A 16,058-nucleotide genomic window follows, 5' to 3' on the forward strand; every position below is an offset into this window, starting at 1 on the left:
GCCGTACGGGGGCCGGGCCGGTGCGCGGCACCAGGACGAGGCCTCCGCGCCGCACCACCCCCGGCCCCGCCGCCTCGGCCGCGGCACCCGCTCCGGGCCCCTGCCTCGTCCCGGGCCTCACGCCGCCACCGCCGTGCGCTTCGCGAGGACCTCTTCGTAGTGCCCGACGAGCTGGTCGCCGACTGCGTCCCAGGTCCGCCCCGCGACCGCGGCGCGCCCCGCTGCGCCGTACGCCGCGCGCAGACCGGGGTCGGCCGCCACGGCCCAGACGGCGTCGCGCAGGGCCTCGGCGTCGCCCGGCGGGACGAGGCTCCCGGTGCGGCCGGGGACGACCAGGTCGAGCGGCCCGCCCACGGCGGGGGCGACCACCGGAACGCCGCTGGCCATGGCCTCCTGCACGGTCTGGCAGAACGTCTCCAGGGGCCCGGTGTGCACGAAGACGTCCAAGGAGGCGAAGATCCGGGCGAGTTCGCCGCCGGTACGGCGCCCGAGCAGCAGCGCGCCCGGCAGCGCCGTGCCCAGCGCGGCCCTGCTCGGTCCGTCGCCCACGACGACCACGCGTACTCCGCGGAGGTCGCACACCCGTGCCAGGAGCTCGACGTGCTTCTCCGGGGCGAGCCGCCCCACGTAGCCGACGAGGAGTTCGCCGCCGGGGGCGAGCTCGCGCCGCAGCGCCTCGTCGCGCAGTGAGGGGCGGAAGCGGTCCGTGTCCACGCCGCGCGGCCACAGGCGCACCCGGGGAACGCCGTGGGCCACCAGGTCGGCGAGGGCCGCGGAGGACGGCGCGAGCGTGCGGTCGGCGGCGGCGTGCACGGCCCGGATGCGCCGCCACGCGGTGGCCTCGCCCATGCCCATGTACGTACGCGCGTAGCCGCCGAGGTCGGTCTGGTACACGGCGACAGTGGGGATGCGCCGGCGGGCCGCGGCGGTCATGCCCCGGGCGCCGAGCACGAACGGGCTGGCGAGGTGGACGAGTTCGGCCCGGTGCGCGCTCAGCGTCGCGGCCAGGCGGCGGCTCGGCAGCGCCACCCTGACCTGCGGGTATCCGGGCAGCGGCAGCGAGGGCACGCGGATGACGGGGCACGGCGCGCGGCCGTCGGACTCGGCCCCGGGCACGGCGGCCGGGGCGATGACGAGGGGGTCGTGGCCGCGGGCGACGAGCTGCCGCGCGGTCTGCAGGGCGCAGTGCGACACGCCGTTGACATCGGGCGGGAAGGACTCGGTGACGATGACGACACGCATACCGATGTTGTCGTCAGATGGGGCGTGCCCACGTCAACGTGGATCTTTCCTGGCGAGGAACGTCCCATGAGCGTTCCGCTCCGCGCGCGGCGACCCAGGGCAGGGACGCCACGTGGGCGGGGGCGGCCCACGGCCGGGACGCCACGTGGGCGGGGGCGACCCAGAGCAGGGACGCCACGTGGGCGGGGGCGGCCCACGGCCGGGACGCCACGTGGGCGGGGGCGACCCAGGGCAGGGACGCCACATGGGCGGGGGCGGCCCACGGCCGGGACATCATGCGCGCGGCGGCGGCCCACGGCAGGAACGTCACGCGCGCGGGGGCGGCTCACAGCCGGGACGCCATGCGCGCGGCGGCGGCCCCCAGGTCCTGGTCACCGCCGCCGCGCGCCGGGTGCTCACACGGCGGGTGCGTCAGGACCGATGCGGTTGCGCACCGCGGACTGGACCTCGTCCTCCTCGGCGGGATCGGCGGCGAGCCTCCGGAGCTGGGCGACGACGCGCGCGTCGCCGGTCTCCGCGTGCCGTGCGGCGACCTCGCGGGTGGTCTCCTCGCAGTCCCAGAGGCACTCGACGGCGAAGCCCGCGGCGAAGGAGGGGTCGGTGACGGCGAGCGCCCCGGCGGCCCGGCCCCTGAGGTGGGAGGAGGCGGTCTCGCGGTAGACGTGGCGCAGGACGGGCGCCGCGCAGCCGATGCCGAGGCGTCCGGCGCCGTCGACCAGCGGCCACAGCGTCGGCGCGTCGGGCCCCTCGCCGCGCACGGCCTCGCGCAGCGCGGCGAGCACCAGCTGGCTGTCCTCGGCGCCGCCCCGGCAGGCGAGCACGCGCCCGGCGGCGGCGCCGAGCACGTCCGGGCGTCCGGCCCACTGCCGGGCCCGCTGCACGGCGGCGACGGAGCGCATCCGCTCGAAGGTCTCGGCGGCGACGTCCACGACGACGGACGACGCGCTCCGCGCCGCCTCCTCGATGAGGTCGAGCACGTCGGGGTCGTGCGCGTCGGCGAGATAGCGCAGGGCGGTGCCGCGCGCCCCGTCCGCGCCGTACCGCGCCGCCGCGATGATCTCGGCGCGGTCCTCGGGCCCGGCGACGGCGCCCAGACAGCGGGCCGCGGGGACGTGCAGCGCGGCGCCGCGTTCGAGCCCTTCCTGGGCCCAGTCGAGCACGGCCTTGACGCTCCAGCCGGGCCGCGGCCCGGACGGCTCCAGCTGGCGCTGCCAGCGGTCGAAGGAGCCGCGCTCCCGGGCGGCACGCACCCGGGCGCCGATCTCCGGGCGGGGGTCCTCGGCCCACAGCCGCCAGGGCCGCGGCTCGAAGGCGTCGCGGACGGCGACGGTGAGGGCGGCCTCGCCCTCGGCGTCGGGTGAGAAGCGGGCGAGCACGGGCCCGGCGAGGGCGCGCAGCGCCGCGTCGTCGTCGCGCAGGGCCAGCTCGTCCAGGGCCCAGGCCCAGTTGCTGCCGTACTCCGCGTAGCGGCGCAGCAGCCTGAGGGCGTCCAGGCGGTCGTACGAGGCGAGGTGGCCGAGCACCGAGAGCGCGAGGCCGGTGCGCGAGTCGTCCGTGACCAGGGCGTCCTCGGGGTCGAAGAGGTGGCGCTCGACAGCGTCGAGCTCACCGTTCAGATCGAGGTACAGGCGGGCGTAGTACAGGGAGCGGTTCTCCACCTGCCAGTCGTGCCGCGGGTCGTTGAGCACGCAGTGGTCGAGGGCGGCGAGCGCCTCGGCCCGGGGTGCGGTGAGCGCGTGCAGGGTGCCGTCGCCGCGGCCCCTCTGCAGCAGGCCGAGCAGCGTACCGCTGGGCGCTATGACCGGTTCGAACATGGGAAACAGCCTCACATCAAGCGTCGACGCAACCGGGAATCCGCATTACCTGGCCGTGCGCCAACACGTCGGGCCGCCCGCCGTCTCTTGCTTGTCGAAGACCATTTTCCTCTGCCTTTCGTCGGTGGCCCGGGGGGATGCCGGACACCAGGTCCGGGTTCGGGCCGATCACGGGCCACGCGCTGCGGCAACTCCTGCCCCGACGTCGTGTCCGTGAATCACGTCGTCATGATGACCCAGCGGTTCCACCCGCCGCGACCACATTTCCGGCGCCCCCGTCGCACCAGGTCGGGTACCCGGTCAGGCGGCCCCGAACAGCGTGAGCAGCTCGATCTTGTCGAACATCCGTGCGGTGTCGATGGCCGAGGGCGTGCCCGCGGCCGGATCGGCACCCCCGTCGACCAGCGCCCTGACCACGTCGTCCGCGCCCTTGAAGACGGCACCGGCGAGCGGCGTCTGCCCCCGGTCGTTGGCGCGGTCGACGTCCGCGCCGCGCTCGACGAGAGCCCGCACCGCGGGCGCGTGCCCGTGGTAGGCGGCGAGCATGAGGAGCGAGTCGCCGCTGTCGTTGGTGAGGTTCACGGAGACGCCCGCGTCGACGTACGCGGTGAGGGCGTCGGTGTCGCCGGCGCGCGCCAGATCGAAGATCTTGCCCGCCAGCTCCATGACCTCGGGGTCGAGGGCTTCGCCCATGGTGGTGCCCGCCTTTCGCGATGCGCGTGAGCCGGGCCCCAGCGCGTGCTGGGACCCAGATGGTTCCCGGCTGCGCAGCCGTGCAGCCGTACGAGTGAATCGACAGGGTACTGCCCGTCACGGCACATGACCGACCGCGTCCGCGGCAAAGATCACCGCGGGCGCGGCCGACCGCCCGCCCCTCCCCCAGGACGGCCCGGCGACCCGCCGCCGTTCAGGGGAAATTTCGATAATTTCCCCCATTTGCACCCCATCTCGTATGGATACATGCTGTGAGCCTGGAAGTACTGATGGTGACTGTCCCCCTCAATCAGGAGAACTCTCATGGTCCTGTCCATCTCCGGAGTCGTGCTGCTCGGCATCATCGTCTTCCTCTTCTTCCGCAAGGACGGACTCAAGGCCTCCCACGCCCTGGTCTGCGCCCTCTTCGGCTTCTTCCTCGCGGGCACCGCGATCGCGCCGAGCATCCAGGCGGGCAGCGCGAGCCTCGCGAGCCTGCTCGGCGGCATCAAGTTCTGACGGCTGAGCCCCTCACCACCACCTCCAGGAGACCGACGTGGCCCGGCGCCCTCTCCCCCGCATCCTGAGCACCGGCACCGCCCAGATCGCCCGGGGCCGGGAGCACATCGCGCGCAGCCGCGAGCTGGCCCGGTCGGCCGCCGACAGCGCCACCGACGTCCTGCACCCGCTGATCACCATCACCCGAGGGCTGCGCCGCCTCGCCGGAGCCGGGCGGCGCAAGTGGTCCGCGACCCCCAAGGACCGGCGGGGCCCGCTGCTGTTCCTCGTGGCCTCGGTGATCCTGGTGGTGGCCCTCATCCCCTACGGGCCGCTGCTCGCCGTCATCAGCCTGATGGCGGCGGCCGCCTGGAAGGGCCGTGAGCGCACCGTCCCCGCGCCCACCGGCCCGGACGAGGCGCAGGTGCAGCGCCTGCAGTCCCTCTACGAAGCGCTGGTGCCGTACTTCTCCGTCCCGGAGGACCCCAGCCCGCTGTTCACGCACGGCGGCGAGTGGGAGAAGGCCTTCACCGCCCACGAGTTCGACGACACCGGCCGCGTGTCCCACCTCGTGGTGCGCTACCCGGCGTACTTCACGGACGGGGAGGCCGAGTCCCGCGCGCGGATCGAGCAGCTGCTGCACGCCAAGTCGGGCCGCGGCCGCGAGTACCACTTCGAGTGGGACGAGGAGGGCAACACTCTCACCGTGGACGTGCTGCCGCCGCTGCCCACCGACATCGCCGCGCAGCGGTTCGTCACCGCTCCTGGCGAGACCGTCCTCGGCTTCACCGACCCGACGTCGGTCCAGCGCACGCTGCCCGTGGCCGACGGCGAGGAACAGCGCGACGTGCCGCCCGTCGTGTGGCGCACCGGCCCGCGCTCGACCGAGCCGCACCTGCTGGCCGTCGGCACGCCCGGCAGCGGCACCACCACGCTGCTCCGCTCGATCGCCCTGCAGGCCCTCCAACACGGCGACGTGGTGATCGTCGAAGGCAGCGGCACCGGCGACTACGCGTGCCTCACCGGCCGCGACGGCGTCCTGGCCGTCGAGTGCGGGCTCACCGGGGCCCTCGCGAGCCTGGAGTGGGCGGCGCACGAGACGGAGCGGCGGCTCATCGCCGCCAACCGCGCCCGGCAGGCGGGCCAGCCGCCGCCCGAGGACACCCGGCGCCCGCTGTGGATCCTCCTCGACCGCCCGAGCACGCTCGGCCACCTGGCCGCGGCCGACGGGCACCGGGACCCCCAGTCGCTGCTCCAGGTGCCGCTGCGGCACGGCCGCGCGGCAGGCGTCACCATCGTGGTGGCCGACCAGCTCGACAGCGTGGACGCCCTCAGCGACGCGGTGCGGCAGCACACCCGCGCGCGCGTGGTGCTCGGCCCGGCCACCCCCGGCCAGCTGGAGCAGATCCTCGGGGCGGCGCCGCCCACGACCCCCACGGCGGAGGTCCCCGCGGGCCGCGGCTACGCCCGCCTCGGCACGGGCCCGGTGCACCGCCTCCAGGTCCCGGCGACACCTGACCCGTACGACGACGCGACGAGCGACGCGCACCGGCGGGCGGTCCTGGAGCTGGTCCCGGGGCGCACGAGGCCCGCGGACGCGGCCCTCACCGCGGCACCCGCCGCCGCGGAGAGCTGAGGCGCGGCGGGACCGGCCGCCGCGCGGACCGGGCCCGCCCGCTCAGGCCACGAACGACTGCGGGGCCTGCATCCCCCCGCCCGCCCCCTTCTCCACCAGACGGGCCGCCGCGGCGAGGCGCACCGCCGCCTCGTCCGCGACCGCTCCCCCGACGGTGAACGGCAGCCGCACATAGCCCTCGAAGGCGCCGTCCACGCCGAAGCGGGGCCCGGACGGCACGCGGACGCCGACACGTTCGCCGACCTCGGCCAGGCGCGACCCGGACAGGCCGCCGGTGCGCACCCACAGGGTCAGGCCGCCGTGCGGCACCTCGAACTCCCAGCCGGGCAGCTCCCTGCGCACGGCGGCGACCAGCGCGTCGCGGTTGTCGCGGGCCTGCTCCCTGCGCACGTTCACGGCCTCGCGCCAGCCGCCGGTGCTCAGGAGCCAGTTGACGGCCAGTTGCTCCAGGACGGGCGTGCCGAGGTCGGCGTACGCGCGCGCCGCCACCAGGCTGCGGATCACGTCCGGCGCGGCCCGCACCCAGCCGATGCGCATGCCCGCCCAGAAGGCCTTGCTGGCCGAGCCCACGGTGATGACGGTGGCGCCCGCGGGGTCGAACCCGCACACCGGGCGGGGCATCTCGACGTCGTCGAGGGCGAGTTCGCTCATGGTCTCGTCGACGACGAGGACGGTGCCCGCGGAGCGCGCCGCGTCGACGAGCTGGCGGCGCTGGTCCTCGTCGGCGAGCGCGCCGGTCGGATTGTGGAAGTCCGCGACGACGTACGCGAGGCGCGGCGCGGCGTCGCGCAGCACCTGCCGCCAGCGGTCCAGGTCCCAGCCGCGCAGCCCCTCGGCCATCGCGACGGGCACCAGACGGGCGCCCGCCTCGCGCATCAGCTGGAGGATGTTGGCGTACGAGGGCGACTCGACGGCGATGCGCTCGCCGCGGCCCGCGAAGAGGTGGCAGATCGCGTCGATGGCGCCCATGGCGCCGGTGGTGACCATGATCTGTTCCGGCATGGTCGGGATCCCGCGCGCGGTGTAGCGCTCGGCGAGCATGGCGCGCAGGGCGGGCAGCCCCGCCGGATAGTCGCCGTGGGTGTGGGCGTAAGGCGGCAGCTCCTCCAGGGCGCCCTGCACGGCGCGGGTGAGCCAGGGCTCGGGGGCCGGCAGGGCCGCGCAGCCCAGGTCGATCATGGAGCCGACGGCTTCGGGCGGCAGGGGTTCGAGCCCGCGCGCGGGGAGCGGGTTGCCGGCGGGGACGGCGGTCCAGCTGCCCGCGCCCCTGCGGGACTCCAGGAACCCCTCGGTGCGCAGCGCCTCGTAGGCGGCGGCCACCGTGGTGCGGCTCACGGAGAGCGCGACCGCGAGTTCCCGCTCGGCGGGCAGGCGGGCGGCCACGGGAACGCGTCCCTCCAGGACGAGGAGCCTGATGCCGTCGGCGAGGGCGCGGTAGGCGGGCGGGCGGCGACTGCCCGCGCCCGCGGGACGCGCCTGCTGGGAGGTGAGCAGCCGGGCGAGCTGAGTCGCGCCCACCGCCGATGTCCACTGAGCCATGATCCCAGTCCACCTTCATCGAATTGGCCATGGATGGCGCCTTGCGCCAAGCCACAGAGTGTCATGAGTCAGGCCACTACCACCACGGGGGCACCACTTGTCCAGGGAGCATCCAGTTCCGTCCGTCCTGGCCCCGGAGCGCCGGGGCCGGTCCGTACCCAGGCTGGCGGGCGGCGACCGCCTCGCCCGGCGGATCGTCCAGCTGTACGCGGGTCTGGTCCTGTACGGCGCGAGTTCGGCGCTGCTCGTGCGCTCGGGCCTCGGCCTCGAGCCGTGGAACGTGCTGCACCAGGGTCTGGCCGAGCGGACCGGCCTGTCCATCGGCGTCGTCTCGATCTTCGTGGGCGCCGCGGTGCTGCTGCTGTGGATCCCGCTGCGGCAGCGGCCGGGCCTCGGCACGGTGTCGAACGTCTTCGTCGTGGGCCTGGCGATGGACGGCACGCTCGCGCTCGCCCCGGACGCACACGGGCTTGGCGTCCGGATCCCGCTGATGGTGGCGGGCATCGTCCTCAACGGCGTGGCGACCGGCCTCTACATCGCGGCGAGGTTCGGCCCCGGCCCCCGCGACGGCCTGATGACGGGCCTGCACGAGCGCACCGGCCGCTCGATCCGGCTGATGCGCACGCTGGTGGAGATCGCGGTGGTCGTCACCGGCTTCGCGCTCGGCGGCACCGTCGGCGTGGGCACCGTCGTGTACGCCGTGACGATCGGCCCGCTCGCCCAGTTCTTCCTGCGCCTGTTCGCCCTCCCCGCCCCGTCCGCCGGAGGCGTGGTGGCCGCGGGGAGGCCATCGGAGCGGGCGATACTGCATCGGTGACCACGCGCGTACGCCATCCGTACCTCGACCATCCGGGGCCGCTGGCCTTCGCCCACCGGGGAGGCGCGGCCGAGGGCCTGGAGAACACCGCGACGGCGTTCCGGCGCGCCGTCGACCAGGGCTACCGGTACCTGGAGACCGATGTGCACGCCACGGCGGACGGCCGGCTCGTGGCGTTCCACGACGCCACGCTCGACCGGGTCACGGACGGGACCGGCGGCATCGCGGACCTGCCCTGGCGTGAGGTGAGCCACGCGCGCGTGGCGGGCCGTGAGCCGGTGCCGCTCTTCGAGGACCTCCTGGAGACGTTCCCCGAGGCGCGCTGGAACGTGGACGTGAAGGCCGAGCCCGCCCTCGTGCCGCTGCTCGACCTGATCGAGCGCGCCTCCGCGTGGGGCCGGGTCTGCGTCGGCTCGTTCTCCGAGGCGCGGGTGGCGCGGGCCCAGCGGCTCGCGGGGCCGCGCCTCGCCACGTCGTACGGCACGCGCGGCGTCCTGGCGCTGCGGCTGCGCTCCCTGGGGCTCCCGGCGGTGCCGCGGGCGTCCGCGGTGTGCGCACAGGTGCCCGAGGCGCAGTCGGGGGTCCGGGTGGTCGATCACCGCTTCGTGCGCACCGCCCACGCGCGCGGGCTCCAGGTCCACGTGTGGACGGTCAATGACCCGGCCCGGATGCACGCGCTGCTCGATCTTGGGGTCGACGGCATCATGACGGACGAGACCCAGACGCTGCGCGACGTCCTCAAGGACCGCGGCACCTGGGTCTGACCGCCCCCGGCCCAGGGCGCGGACCAGCCGATTCCGGGCCTGATTTAGCAACGAGGGGCGAAGGCCGGTAGTGTACGCCTTTGGCCTGCCAGGCGGACCGTTACTGCGTGCTGAGTTTATGGCAACGCTGGGTGACATCTGTTGTCAGATGTGACAAACCGGGCGTCGGTGGGTACAACAAGGGGCGGCATACGACGGCGACGCATGACCCGGTACGGGAATCTTTACCGCCGACCGGACGTTGTCCGGATGACGACGACAGCGACACCTGTCCTGTGGGCGACAAGCCCGGGAGGCACGATTCATGAGTGAGCGAGCTCTTCGCGGCACGCGCCTCGTGGTGACCAGCTACGAGACCGACCGCGGCATCGACCTGGCCCCGCGCCAGGCCGTGGAGTACGCATGCCAGAACGGACATCGATTTGAGATGCCGTTCTCGGTCGAGGCGGAGATCCCGCCGGAGTGGGAGTGCAAGGTCTGCGGGGCCCAGGCACTTCTCGTGGACGGCGACGGACCGGAGGAGAAGAAGGGCAAGCCCGCGCGTACGCACTGGGACATGCTCATGGAGCGCCGTACTCGAGAAGAGCTCGAGGAGGTCCTGGAGGAGCGCCTTGCGGTCCTCAGGTCCGGCGCGATGAACATCGCGGTGCACCCGCGTGACAGCCGCAAGTCCGCATAGGCGCGCGGCGGTTCAGCAGTAACGACGAGGGCCGGGCCCGCTGCTCTGCAGCGGGCCCGGCCCTCGTCGCGTATCCACCCACCCCCGCGCGAGGTGCGCATCCACCCCGGGCGAGGCGTCGTGGCCCCTCGCGCAAGGGCAAGCCAAGGCCCTCTGTCCCGCGCGGGGCAGAGGGCCTGTCTGGGCAGAGGGCTCAGGAGCGGGGTAGCTGGGGGCCGTCCGGACGGCCGCTCGGACGCGTCGGGGGCTGGTCCTCGCGGATCACCTCGCCCTGGACGACCTTGCCGTCGGGGCGGTGCATGCGCGCCTGCTGGAAGGCGTCGCCGAGGCCACCGGGGGCGGCTGCCGCGGCCGCGGTGAGCTTGCGCTCGAAGGCGCGCTCGGCGCTGCGGCTGAGGACCTTCTGGAGCGGCGGCACGAGCAGCAGCAGACCCAGGACGTCCGAGATCAGGCCGGGCAGGATGATGAGGAGACCGCCGAGCATGGTGAGGGCGCTGCCGCCGCCCTGGTCCGGCGCGGGCGCCAGACCCTGCTGCTGCTGGCGCAGCCCCTCGCTCAGGTTCTTGAAGGCACGGCGCCCGGCCCGCTTGATGACGAAGGAGCCGAGCACCAGGCCGCCCACGAGCAGCAGGAACACGGTCAGCCCGCTCGACGCGCCCGCCACCACGGTGAGCAGCCAGATCTCCAGGACCAGCCACGCGGCGATGCCAAGGGGCAGGAACCTGAGGACGCGGGAGCGCCGGGGCCGTGCGGGCTTGAGGGGAGGCGGTGCGCCAGTCGTCATGCTCCCAGTGTGCCTGGCCCCGGCTCAGACCGGGATAAGCGGGGTGATCAGGAGCGGGGGTCGGACGGCTTGCGGCCCAGGGCCTTGCCGACCCGCTCCCCCACGCCCCAGGCGGTGACCCGCCACAGCGCCTCCGCGACGATGTCGCGGCTCATCTTGCTGTCGCCGAGCTCCCGCTCCACGAAGGTGATGGGCACCTCCACGACGTGGTACCCCGCCTTGACGGCCCGCCGGGCCAGGTCGACCTGGAAGCAGTAGCCCTGGGAGGCCACGTCGGCGAGCCCGAGCCCTTCCAGGGTCTCGCGGCGGAAGGCGCGGTAGCCGCCGGTGACGTCGCGGATCGGCACGTCGAGGAGCAGCCGGGAGTACGTGCTGCCGCCGCGGGAGAGGAACTCGCGCGACCTGGGCCAGTTGACGACCCGTCCGCCCGGTACCCAGCGCGAGCCGAGCACCAGGTCGGCGCCCTTGAGGGCGGTGAGCAGGCGCGGCAGCTCCTCGGGCTGGTGCGAGCCGTCGGCGTCCATCTCGACCAGGACGCCGTAGCCGTGCTCAAGGCCCCAGGAGAAGCCCGCGAGGTAGGCGGCGCCGAGGCCCTCCTTGCCCTTGCGGTGCAGCACCTGGACGTGGTCGTCCTCGGCCGCCAGCTCGTCCGCGATCTTCCCGGTGCCGTCGGGGCTGTTGTCGTCGGCGACGAGCACGTGCGCCTCGGGCACAGCGGTGCGCACCCGGCCCACGATCGCCTGGATGTTCTCCGCCTCGTTGTAGGTCGGGATGATCACCAAGGCCTGGCCGAGCGGGCCGAACTGCCGCCCCGCGTCCGCTGCTTTGCTGATCCCGCCGCCGTTGCTCACTACTGCCCCTTCGTTCGTACGCAGGGGACCACCATAGTGGCCCGTGCCTGGGGCTCTCGCGACGCCACGGGTCCGGCCCCCGCGCCGGGGCGCCGCCGGTGCGGAAGCGATCCTGCGGGTAGGGGCCCGGTGCCCTTCGGGCCGGCCTGGGACCCGCTGGCTGCGGATCGACCGAGAGCCGTTGTCTACTGAGCGTCCGGGCCCCACCCGGGTCGCACCTCCCCCTGACTCCCAGGGAGCGGGAGGGACGCCCTTGCTCCGGTGATCGCGTTCCCGCGCCCGGGCGTCGCGGGCGCTGGACCTGGCTCCCTGTGGCGGTGCGCCGGTGCGGCGCGCCACCCGTGACCCAGCGGCGTTCGACGACTGCGTGCAGGTTCACCGGTCGGACGTCCTGTGGTGGACGCGCCGAAACTACCCGTGCACATCGGCCGTCTGTCAATAGCCGTGTGACCTGCGCGGTTTCCGTAGATCAGCAGGTCAGTGGCGAGGGACCCGGCCGCGCGCGACGCGCCGCGTGGCCCCGTTCGGAGCCGCGCGGCCGCACCGGCGTCACTCGCCCGGCCGTACGAACACCGTCTCTCCGGCGACCACCGTGCGCAGGCAGACGGGCAGCTCGGTGCCGGGCGTCAGGTCGGGCAGGCCCGGGGTGCCGGAGCGCGGGTCGGTGGACCAGCGGGCGACCCGGTCGTCGGGGGCCTGGACCACGAGCTCGCCGGTGCGCCACACGGCGTAGTCGGCGGGGGCGCCGGGCACCAGGACGCCCGCGTCGTCGCGGCCGGTGGCCCGCCAGCCGCCTCGGGTGTGGGCGGTGAAGGCGGCGCGCACGGACACCCGCTGCTCGGCGGTGTGGTGGAAGGCGGCGGCGCGCACGGTGCCCCACGGGTCGAGCGGGGTCACCGGGCTGTCGGAGCCGAAGGCGAGCGGCACACCGGCGCGCAGCAGGGCCGCGTACGGGTTGAGGGCGCGGGCGCGCTCGGCGCCGAGCCGCCGGGCGTACATGCCGTCGCCGCCCCACAGCGCGTCGAACGCGGGCTGCACGGAGGCGGTCAGGCCGAACTCGGCGAAGGCGGCGATGGTCTCCGGGGTGAGCATCTCGGCGTGCTCGACGCGGTGCCGGGCGGCGCGGACGCGGGCGAGGCCGACCTTGTCGGCGGCGGCCCGCACGCCGTCGGTCACGGCGGTCACGGCGGCGTCCCCGATGGCGTGGAAGCCCGCCTGGAGGCCCGCTTCGGCGCAGGCGACGACGTGGTCCGCGACATCGGCGGCGCTCAGGTAGGCGTTGCCGGTGTGGTCGGCGGCGTCCGCGTACGGCTCGTGCAGCCAGGCCGTGTGCGAGCCGAGCGAGCCGTCCACGAAGAGGTCACCGGCCGCGCCCCGGGCGCCGAGCTCGCGCGCGCGGGCGACGCCTTCGGCGCCCAGCTCGCCCCAGTAGCCGACGACGCGCGGCCCGGACTCCTCGTCGGCCAGGCGCAGCAGCCCGGTGAAGTCGTCCTCGCTGGAGATGGTGGGGCCCGCGCACTCGTGCACGGAGCCGATGCCGAGCGACGCGGCGCGGCGGAGCGCGGCGCGCTGGGCCTCGGCGCGCTGGAGCGGCGTGAGGGCCCCGTGGGCGGCCTCGCGCACCGCGTGGTGGGCGGCGGCGGTCAGCGGCGCGTCGGCGCGGTACCCGGCCGCGTCGGCGACGCCGGGCACCAGGTCCAGGAGGGCGGTGGTGACGACGGCGGAGTGCACGTCGATGCGCGACAGGTACAGCGGGCGGCCGCCGGTGGCCTCGTCGAGCTCCGCGCGCGTGGGCGGGCGGCCGTCGGGCCAGCGGGCGGCGTCCCAGCCGTGGCCGAGCAGCACGCGGTCGTCCGGGCGCGCGGCGGCGTGTTCGCGGACGAGAACGAGTGCTTCGGCCGGGCTCCCGGCCCGGGAGAGGTCCAGGCCCGTGAGCGCGATGCCGGCGCCCGTGGTGTGCACATGGGCGTCGGTGAACGCGGGGGTGACGAGGGCGCCGTCGAGGTGGACGACCTCGTCGACGCCGTCCGCGAAGGCGTCGGCCGCGCCCTCGGAGCCGACCCAGGCGACATGGCCGCGCTCGACGACCATCGCGGTCGCGAAGGGGTCGGCGGGGCTGTGGACTTCTCCGCCGCGCAGCAGGACGGTGCGGTGCCCGCTCGTGGAGGTGGTGCGCTCGCTCATGGGGACAGTCTCGCGCCTGCGCGGGGGCGCCGTGCCGCCGGGGTGGAGCGTCGCCCGGACCACCGGCCGGGCGCGGGGCGGGCGGGCCCGGCGGGGGCCTCAGATCCGCGGCGGCCGCGCCTCGTAGGGCGTGGAGAGGACCACCGTCGTATGGGTGGAGACCCCGGCGAGCGAGCGCAGCCTGGCCAGCAGGTTCTCCAGCTCGTGCGGGGTCGCGACCCGGACCTTCAGGAGGTAGTTCTCCGCGCCCGCCACGCTGTGGCAGGCCTCGATCTCGGGCACTCCGGCCAGGCGTTCGGCGATGTCGTCGGGCGCGCTGGGGTCGAACGGCTTCACCGCGATGAAGGCCGTGAGCGGCAGGCCGACGGCCTCGGGGTCGACGACCGCGGCGTACCCGCGGATCACCCCGCGCTGTTCGAGCCGGCGCACCCGCTGGTGCACGGCAGACGTGGACAGGCCCGTGGCCTTGCCCAGGTCGGTGTAGCTCATCCGCCCGTCCTTGACGAGCAGCTGCACGATCTGTCGGTCCAGCTCCTCCATGCGCCGAACCTACAGTGCCCTTGATCCCCGCCGATACCTGAGGGACACCCGAACGACACCGGGACGGGCCCCGGGCGCCGCCCGCGCGGGCGCCGGGGCGGCGCGAGCAGGGCGCCCGCGGCCCTGGCTCCCGGTGCCACGCACGCGGCGGCGGGCAGGGCCGCGGGAGGGGATCGCTCCGCATGACTCCTCGCACGTCCGCATACCTGCGCACGCCTCGGGAGCCGCCCCGCGCACAGCGGCATCTTCATCCGGCATGTGACGAACACCACACATCAGGGGGCGGGTCCGCGGAAGTGCCGCGATTACCGCCAGGACGGGACGGGAAGTGCTTGCTGTGGTCGAGGCCGCAGTGCCTTGTCGGCCCACCCGAGGGGGAGATTCCCATGCATAACCTGAAGCGCCCCGGTCGTACCGCGCGCCGTAAGCAGCAGACCGTAGAACTGCTCGAACCCGCACCGGAGGGCGTCGAACCCGCCGACGCCGAGGACGAGGAGTTCGACGCCTACGACACCCTGGAGATGTACCACGTGACCTGCCCGGACTGCGGGCAGCCCATCGCGCTCCTGGCGGACGAGGACGTCCTGCCCGAGCACGCCCTGTGCCCCACGCCGTGGAACCCCTTCGGGCTCACCGTCTGCGCGGGCACGGGCCGTCCCGCGGCCGAGGCCGAGTCCGCGGACGAGTCGCCCGAGCCCCAGGAGCAGGACACCGCCCGGCTCCTGACGCTCCCCCAGGGCCTGGACTGGCGCACGCAGCCGTTCTCGCACGTGGGCGGGCCCGGCTCGCGCCCGATCCGGGTGCCCCGGCAGCGGCAGCTCGGCCGCGCGGCCTGACCGGCCGCTCCGGCGGACACCCGTGACGGCCCGTCGACCACCGGCGGGCCGTCACCAGTAGTCGCCGCGCACCATCGCCGCGAGGCTCTCGTGGTGCAGGATCAGCTTGTCGGGGTCGTCCGGCACCACCGCCTCCCCGAAGTGCACCTGCCGGTGGGCGACGCGCAGCATGACGACGGCGTGCCGCAGCGCCGCGTACAGCGTGTAGAAGTCCATGTCGCGCGGCCGGTGGCCGGTCAGCTCCGCATAGCGGTCCTCGACGCGGTCGCGGCGCAGGAAGCCGGGCAGTCCGGGCTGCCCGAAGCCGACCGTCAGGTCCTGGAAGAACCGGTGCAGATACACGGTCCAGCCGAGGTCGACCTCGCGCGGACCCAGGCAGGCCATCTCCCAGTCGAGCACAGCGGCCGGGTCGAAGCCCTCGTAGACGATGTTGCCGATGCGGGCGTCGCCCCAGTTGAGGACCGTCTCGCCGGGGTCGGCCGGCCACAGCTCCTCCAGGCGCGCGAAGGCGCTTTCGACGAGGGGCGAGCGGGGCAGGCCCCGCACCACCCACGCGTAGTACGCGCGCTGCGCCCGCACGTGGCGGCGCAGCGGATCGCCGTCGCCGGGCAGCGCGAGGAACGCCGCTTCCCCGGCCGGGGCCTGGTCGTGCAGCCGGGCCAGGACGCGGATCGTGGCGTCTTCCAGGTGCGCGCGCTCGGCGTCGCTCGCCGCGTGCAGCCAGTTGCCCTCGTACGTGTACGGCATGACGTCGGGCGGCACCCGGCCCGTGACGCGCTCCATCACGAAGAACGGCGCGCCGAGCGGAGCCGGGTCCTCCTCCAGCCACAGCACCCGCGGCACCGGCACGTCGGTGCGCTCGGCCACGAGCCGCAGGGTGCGGTACTGGCGCGGCATGTCGTACACCGGGAAGACCGTGTACGCGGCCGGGTCCGCCGCGAGCCGGGCCGCGCAGGCGCGCACGGGCGGCTGGGAGTGGTCGAGGGTGAACAGGAGCGTCTCGCTCGACATGCCGTTGGACTCGGGCACGCTCACGTCGACGGCCCTGGCGCCGGGCAGCCGCGCCCCGAGCCAGTCGGTCAGACGGCGGGCGAGCGCCTCGGGGTCGCGCGTGCTGGTGCGGGGCCGGGGTGCCGTGGCCATGTCGGCGCTCCTCTCAGGGGGCGGCCCGTGGGCGCCGT

Annotated in this window: 16 protein-coding genes; 6 read left to right on the forward strand and 10 right to left on the reverse strand. The window is 74.9% G+C overall.

Translation table 11 applies throughout. The features are described from left to right. Nucleotides 1-117 precede the first annotated feature (117 nt). The 4 genes from MQV74_RS08320 to MQV74_RS08335 form a co-directional block, all read right to left on the reverse strand. Nucleotides 118-1,242 carry a glycosyltransferase family 4 protein gene (locus tag MQV74_RS08320; RefSeq protein ID WP_242715384.1) on the reverse strand — a complete coding sequence of 375 codons (1,125 nt, stop codon included), beginning with the start codon at nucleotides 1,240-1,242 and terminating at the stop codon, nucleotides 118-120. A gap of 13 nt (nucleotides 1,243-1,255) precedes the next feature. Further along, nucleotides 1,256-1,552, reverse strand: a complete 297-nt coding sequence (locus MQV74_RS08325) for a hypothetical protein (protein ID WP_242715385.1) — start codon at nucleotides 1,550-1,552, stop codon at nucleotides 1,256-1,258. 85 nt (nucleotides 1,553-1,637) lie between these two features. Then, nucleotides 1,638-3,056 (reverse strand): HEAT repeat domain-containing protein, encoded by a 1,419-nt coding sequence (locus MQV74_RS08330; protein ID WP_242715386.1) that lies wholly within the window; start codon nucleotides 3,054-3,056, stop codon nucleotides 1,638-1,640. 300 nt (nucleotides 3,057-3,356) lie between these two features. Then, the gene (locus tag MQV74_RS08335) at nucleotides 3,357-3,749 is read right to left on the reverse strand and encodes an ankyrin repeat domain-containing protein (protein ID WP_242715387.1); all 393 of its coding nucleotides are present in this window, start codon (nucleotides 3,747-3,749) and stop codon (nucleotides 3,357-3,359) included. A 324-nt stretch (nucleotides 3,750-4,073) separates the two neighbouring features. Between MQV74_RS08335 and MQV74_RS08340 the strand changes: the two genes are divergently transcribed. Then, nucleotides 4,074-4,268, forward strand: coding sequence for a hypothetical protein (locus tag MQV74_RS08340; RefSeq protein WP_030674661.1), 195 nt, complete (start codon nucleotides 4,074-4,076; stop codon nucleotides 4,266-4,268). Between the two features lie 37 nt (nucleotides 4,269-4,305). Beyond that, the gene (locus tag MQV74_RS08345; protein ID WP_242715388.1) at nucleotides 4,306-5,883 is read left to right on the forward strand and encodes a type IV secretory system conjugative DNA transfer family protein; all 1,578 of its coding nucleotides are present in this window, start codon (nucleotides 4,306-4,308) and stop codon (nucleotides 5,881-5,883) included. Between the two features lie 42 nt (nucleotides 5,884-5,925). Here MQV74_RS08345 and MQV74_RS08350 read toward each other — a convergent pair whose 3' ends face one another. Continuing rightward, the gene (locus MQV74_RS08350; protein ID WP_242715389.1) at nucleotides 5,926-7,422 is read right to left on the reverse strand and encodes an SCO1417 family MocR-like transcription factor; all 1,497 of its coding nucleotides are present in this window, start codon (nucleotides 7,420-7,422) and stop codon (nucleotides 5,926-5,928) included. A 163-nt stretch (nucleotides 7,423-7,585) separates the two neighbouring features. Here MQV74_RS08350 and yczE point away from each other — a divergent pair, with 163 nt between their 5' ends. The 3 genes from yczE to MQV74_RS08365 all read left to right on the forward strand — a co-directional run bounded on the left by yczE (nucleotide 7,586) and on the right by MQV74_RS08365 (nucleotide 9,682). After that, nucleotides 7,586-8,239, forward strand: a complete 654-nt coding sequence (yczE, locus tag MQV74_RS08355; protein WP_242728545.1) for a membrane protein YczE — start codon at nucleotides 7,586-7,588, stop codon at nucleotides 8,237-8,239. Continuing rightward, a complete protein-coding gene (locus MQV74_RS08360; RefSeq protein WP_242715390.1) occupies nucleotides 8,236-9,003 on the forward strand; it encodes a glycerophosphodiester phosphodiesterase in 768 nt (255 codons plus the stop codon). The genes yczE and MQV74_RS08360 overlap by 4 nt, the downstream gene beginning before the upstream one ends. A gap of 304 nt (nucleotides 9,004-9,307) precedes the next feature. Continuing rightward, on the forward strand, nucleotides 9,308-9,682 hold the full coding sequence (locus tag MQV74_RS08365) for an RNA polymerase-binding protein RbpA (protein WP_030360404.1): 375 nt from the start codon (nucleotides 9,308-9,310) through the stop codon (nucleotides 9,680-9,682). Nucleotides 9,683-9,875: 193 nt separating this feature from the next. Here MQV74_RS08365 and fxsA read toward each other — a convergent pair whose 3' ends face one another. The 4 genes from fxsA to MQV74_RS08385 form a co-directional block, all read right to left on the reverse strand. Beyond that, complete coding sequence (gene fxsA, locus MQV74_RS08370; RefSeq protein WP_242715391.1) at nucleotides 9,876-10,466, reverse strand: FxsA family membrane protein; 591 nt, start codon at nucleotides 10,464-10,466, stop codon at nucleotides 9,876-9,878. A 47-nt stretch (nucleotides 10,467-10,513) separates the two neighbouring features. Further along, nucleotides 10,514-11,317 carry a polyprenol monophosphomannose synthase gene (locus MQV74_RS08375; RefSeq protein WP_242715392.1) on the reverse strand — a complete coding sequence of 268 codons (804 nt, stop codon included), beginning with the start codon at nucleotides 11,315-11,317 and terminating at the stop codon, nucleotides 10,514-10,516. 549 nt (nucleotides 11,318-11,866) lie between these two features. Next, nucleotides 11,867-13,501, reverse strand: a complete 1,635-nt coding sequence (locus MQV74_RS08380; protein ID WP_242715393.1) for an amidohydrolase — start codon at nucleotides 13,499-13,501, stop codon at nucleotides 11,867-11,869. A 99-nt stretch (nucleotides 13,502-13,600) separates the two neighbouring features. Continuing rightward, complete coding sequence (locus tag MQV74_RS08385) at nucleotides 13,601-14,041, reverse strand: Lrp/AsnC family transcriptional regulator (RefSeq protein ID WP_030674680.1); 441 nt, start codon at nucleotides 14,039-14,041, stop codon at nucleotides 13,601-13,603. 386 nt (nucleotides 14,042-14,427) lie between these two features. On the opposite strand from MQV74_RS08385, the gene MQV74_RS08390 reads away from it, so the two are divergent. Beyond that, entirely contained in the window at nucleotides 14,428-14,877 is a 450-nt protein-coding gene (locus MQV74_RS08390) for a hypothetical protein (protein ID WP_242715394.1), read from the forward strand. 51 nt (nucleotides 14,878-14,928) lie between these two features. Here the strand turns inward: MQV74_RS08390 and MQV74_RS08395 are convergent, their stop codons facing one another. Next, a complete protein-coding gene (locus MQV74_RS08395; protein ID WP_242715395.1) occupies nucleotides 14,929-16,020 on the reverse strand; it encodes a phosphotransferase family protein in 1,092 nt (363 codons plus the stop codon). Between the last annotated feature and the right edge of the window lie 38 nt (nucleotides 16,021-16,058).

This window comes from Streptomyces sp. AN091965 (genome assembly GCF_022698285.1).
Lineage (GTDB): Bacteria > Actinomycetota > Actinomycetes > Streptomycetales > Streptomycetaceae > Streptomyces.

Coding starts and splice junctions, on each gene's coding strand:
- MQV74_RS08320 (WP_242715384.1), bottom strand. CDS start 1,242: ATGCGTGTCGTCATCGTCACCGAGTCCTTCCCGCCCGATGTCAACGGC.
- MQV74_RS08390 (WP_242715394.1), top strand. CDS start 14,428: ATGCATAACCTGAAGCGCCCCGGTCGTACCGCGCGCCGTAAGCAGCAG.
- MQV74_RS08350 (WP_242715389.1), bottom strand. CDS start 7,422: ATGGCTCAGTGGACATCGGCGGTGGGCGCGACTCAGCTCGCCCGGCTG.
- MQV74_RS08330 (WP_242715386.1), bottom strand. CDS start 3,056: ATGTTCGAACCGGTCATAGCGCCCAGCGGTACGCTGCTCGGCCTGCTG.
- fxsA (WP_242715391.1), bottom strand. CDS start 10,466: ATGACGACTGGCGCACCGCCTCCCCTCAAGCCCGCACGGCCCCGGCGC.
- MQV74_RS08380 (WP_242715393.1), bottom strand. CDS start 13,501: ATGAGCGAGCGCACCACCTCCACGAGCGGGCACCGCACCGTCCTGCTG.
- MQV74_RS08385 (WP_030674680.1), bottom strand. CDS start 14,041: ATGGAGGAGCTGGACCGACAGATCGTGCAGCTGCTCGTCAAGGACGGG.
- MQV74_RS08365 (WP_030360404.1), top strand. CDS start 9,308: ATGAGTGAGCGAGCTCTTCGCGGCACGCGCCTCGTGGTGACCAGCTAC.
- MQV74_RS08335 (WP_242715387.1), bottom strand. CDS start 3,749: ATGGGCGAAGCCCTCGACCCCGAGGTCATGGAGCTGGCGGGCAAGATC.
- MQV74_RS08340 (WP_030674661.1), top strand. CDS start 4,074: ATGGTCCTGTCCATCTCCGGAGTCGTGCTGCTCGGCATCATCGTCTTC.
- MQV74_RS08395 (WP_242715395.1), bottom strand. CDS start 16,020: ATGGCCACGGCACCCCGGCCCCGCACCAGCACGCGCGACCCCGAGGCG.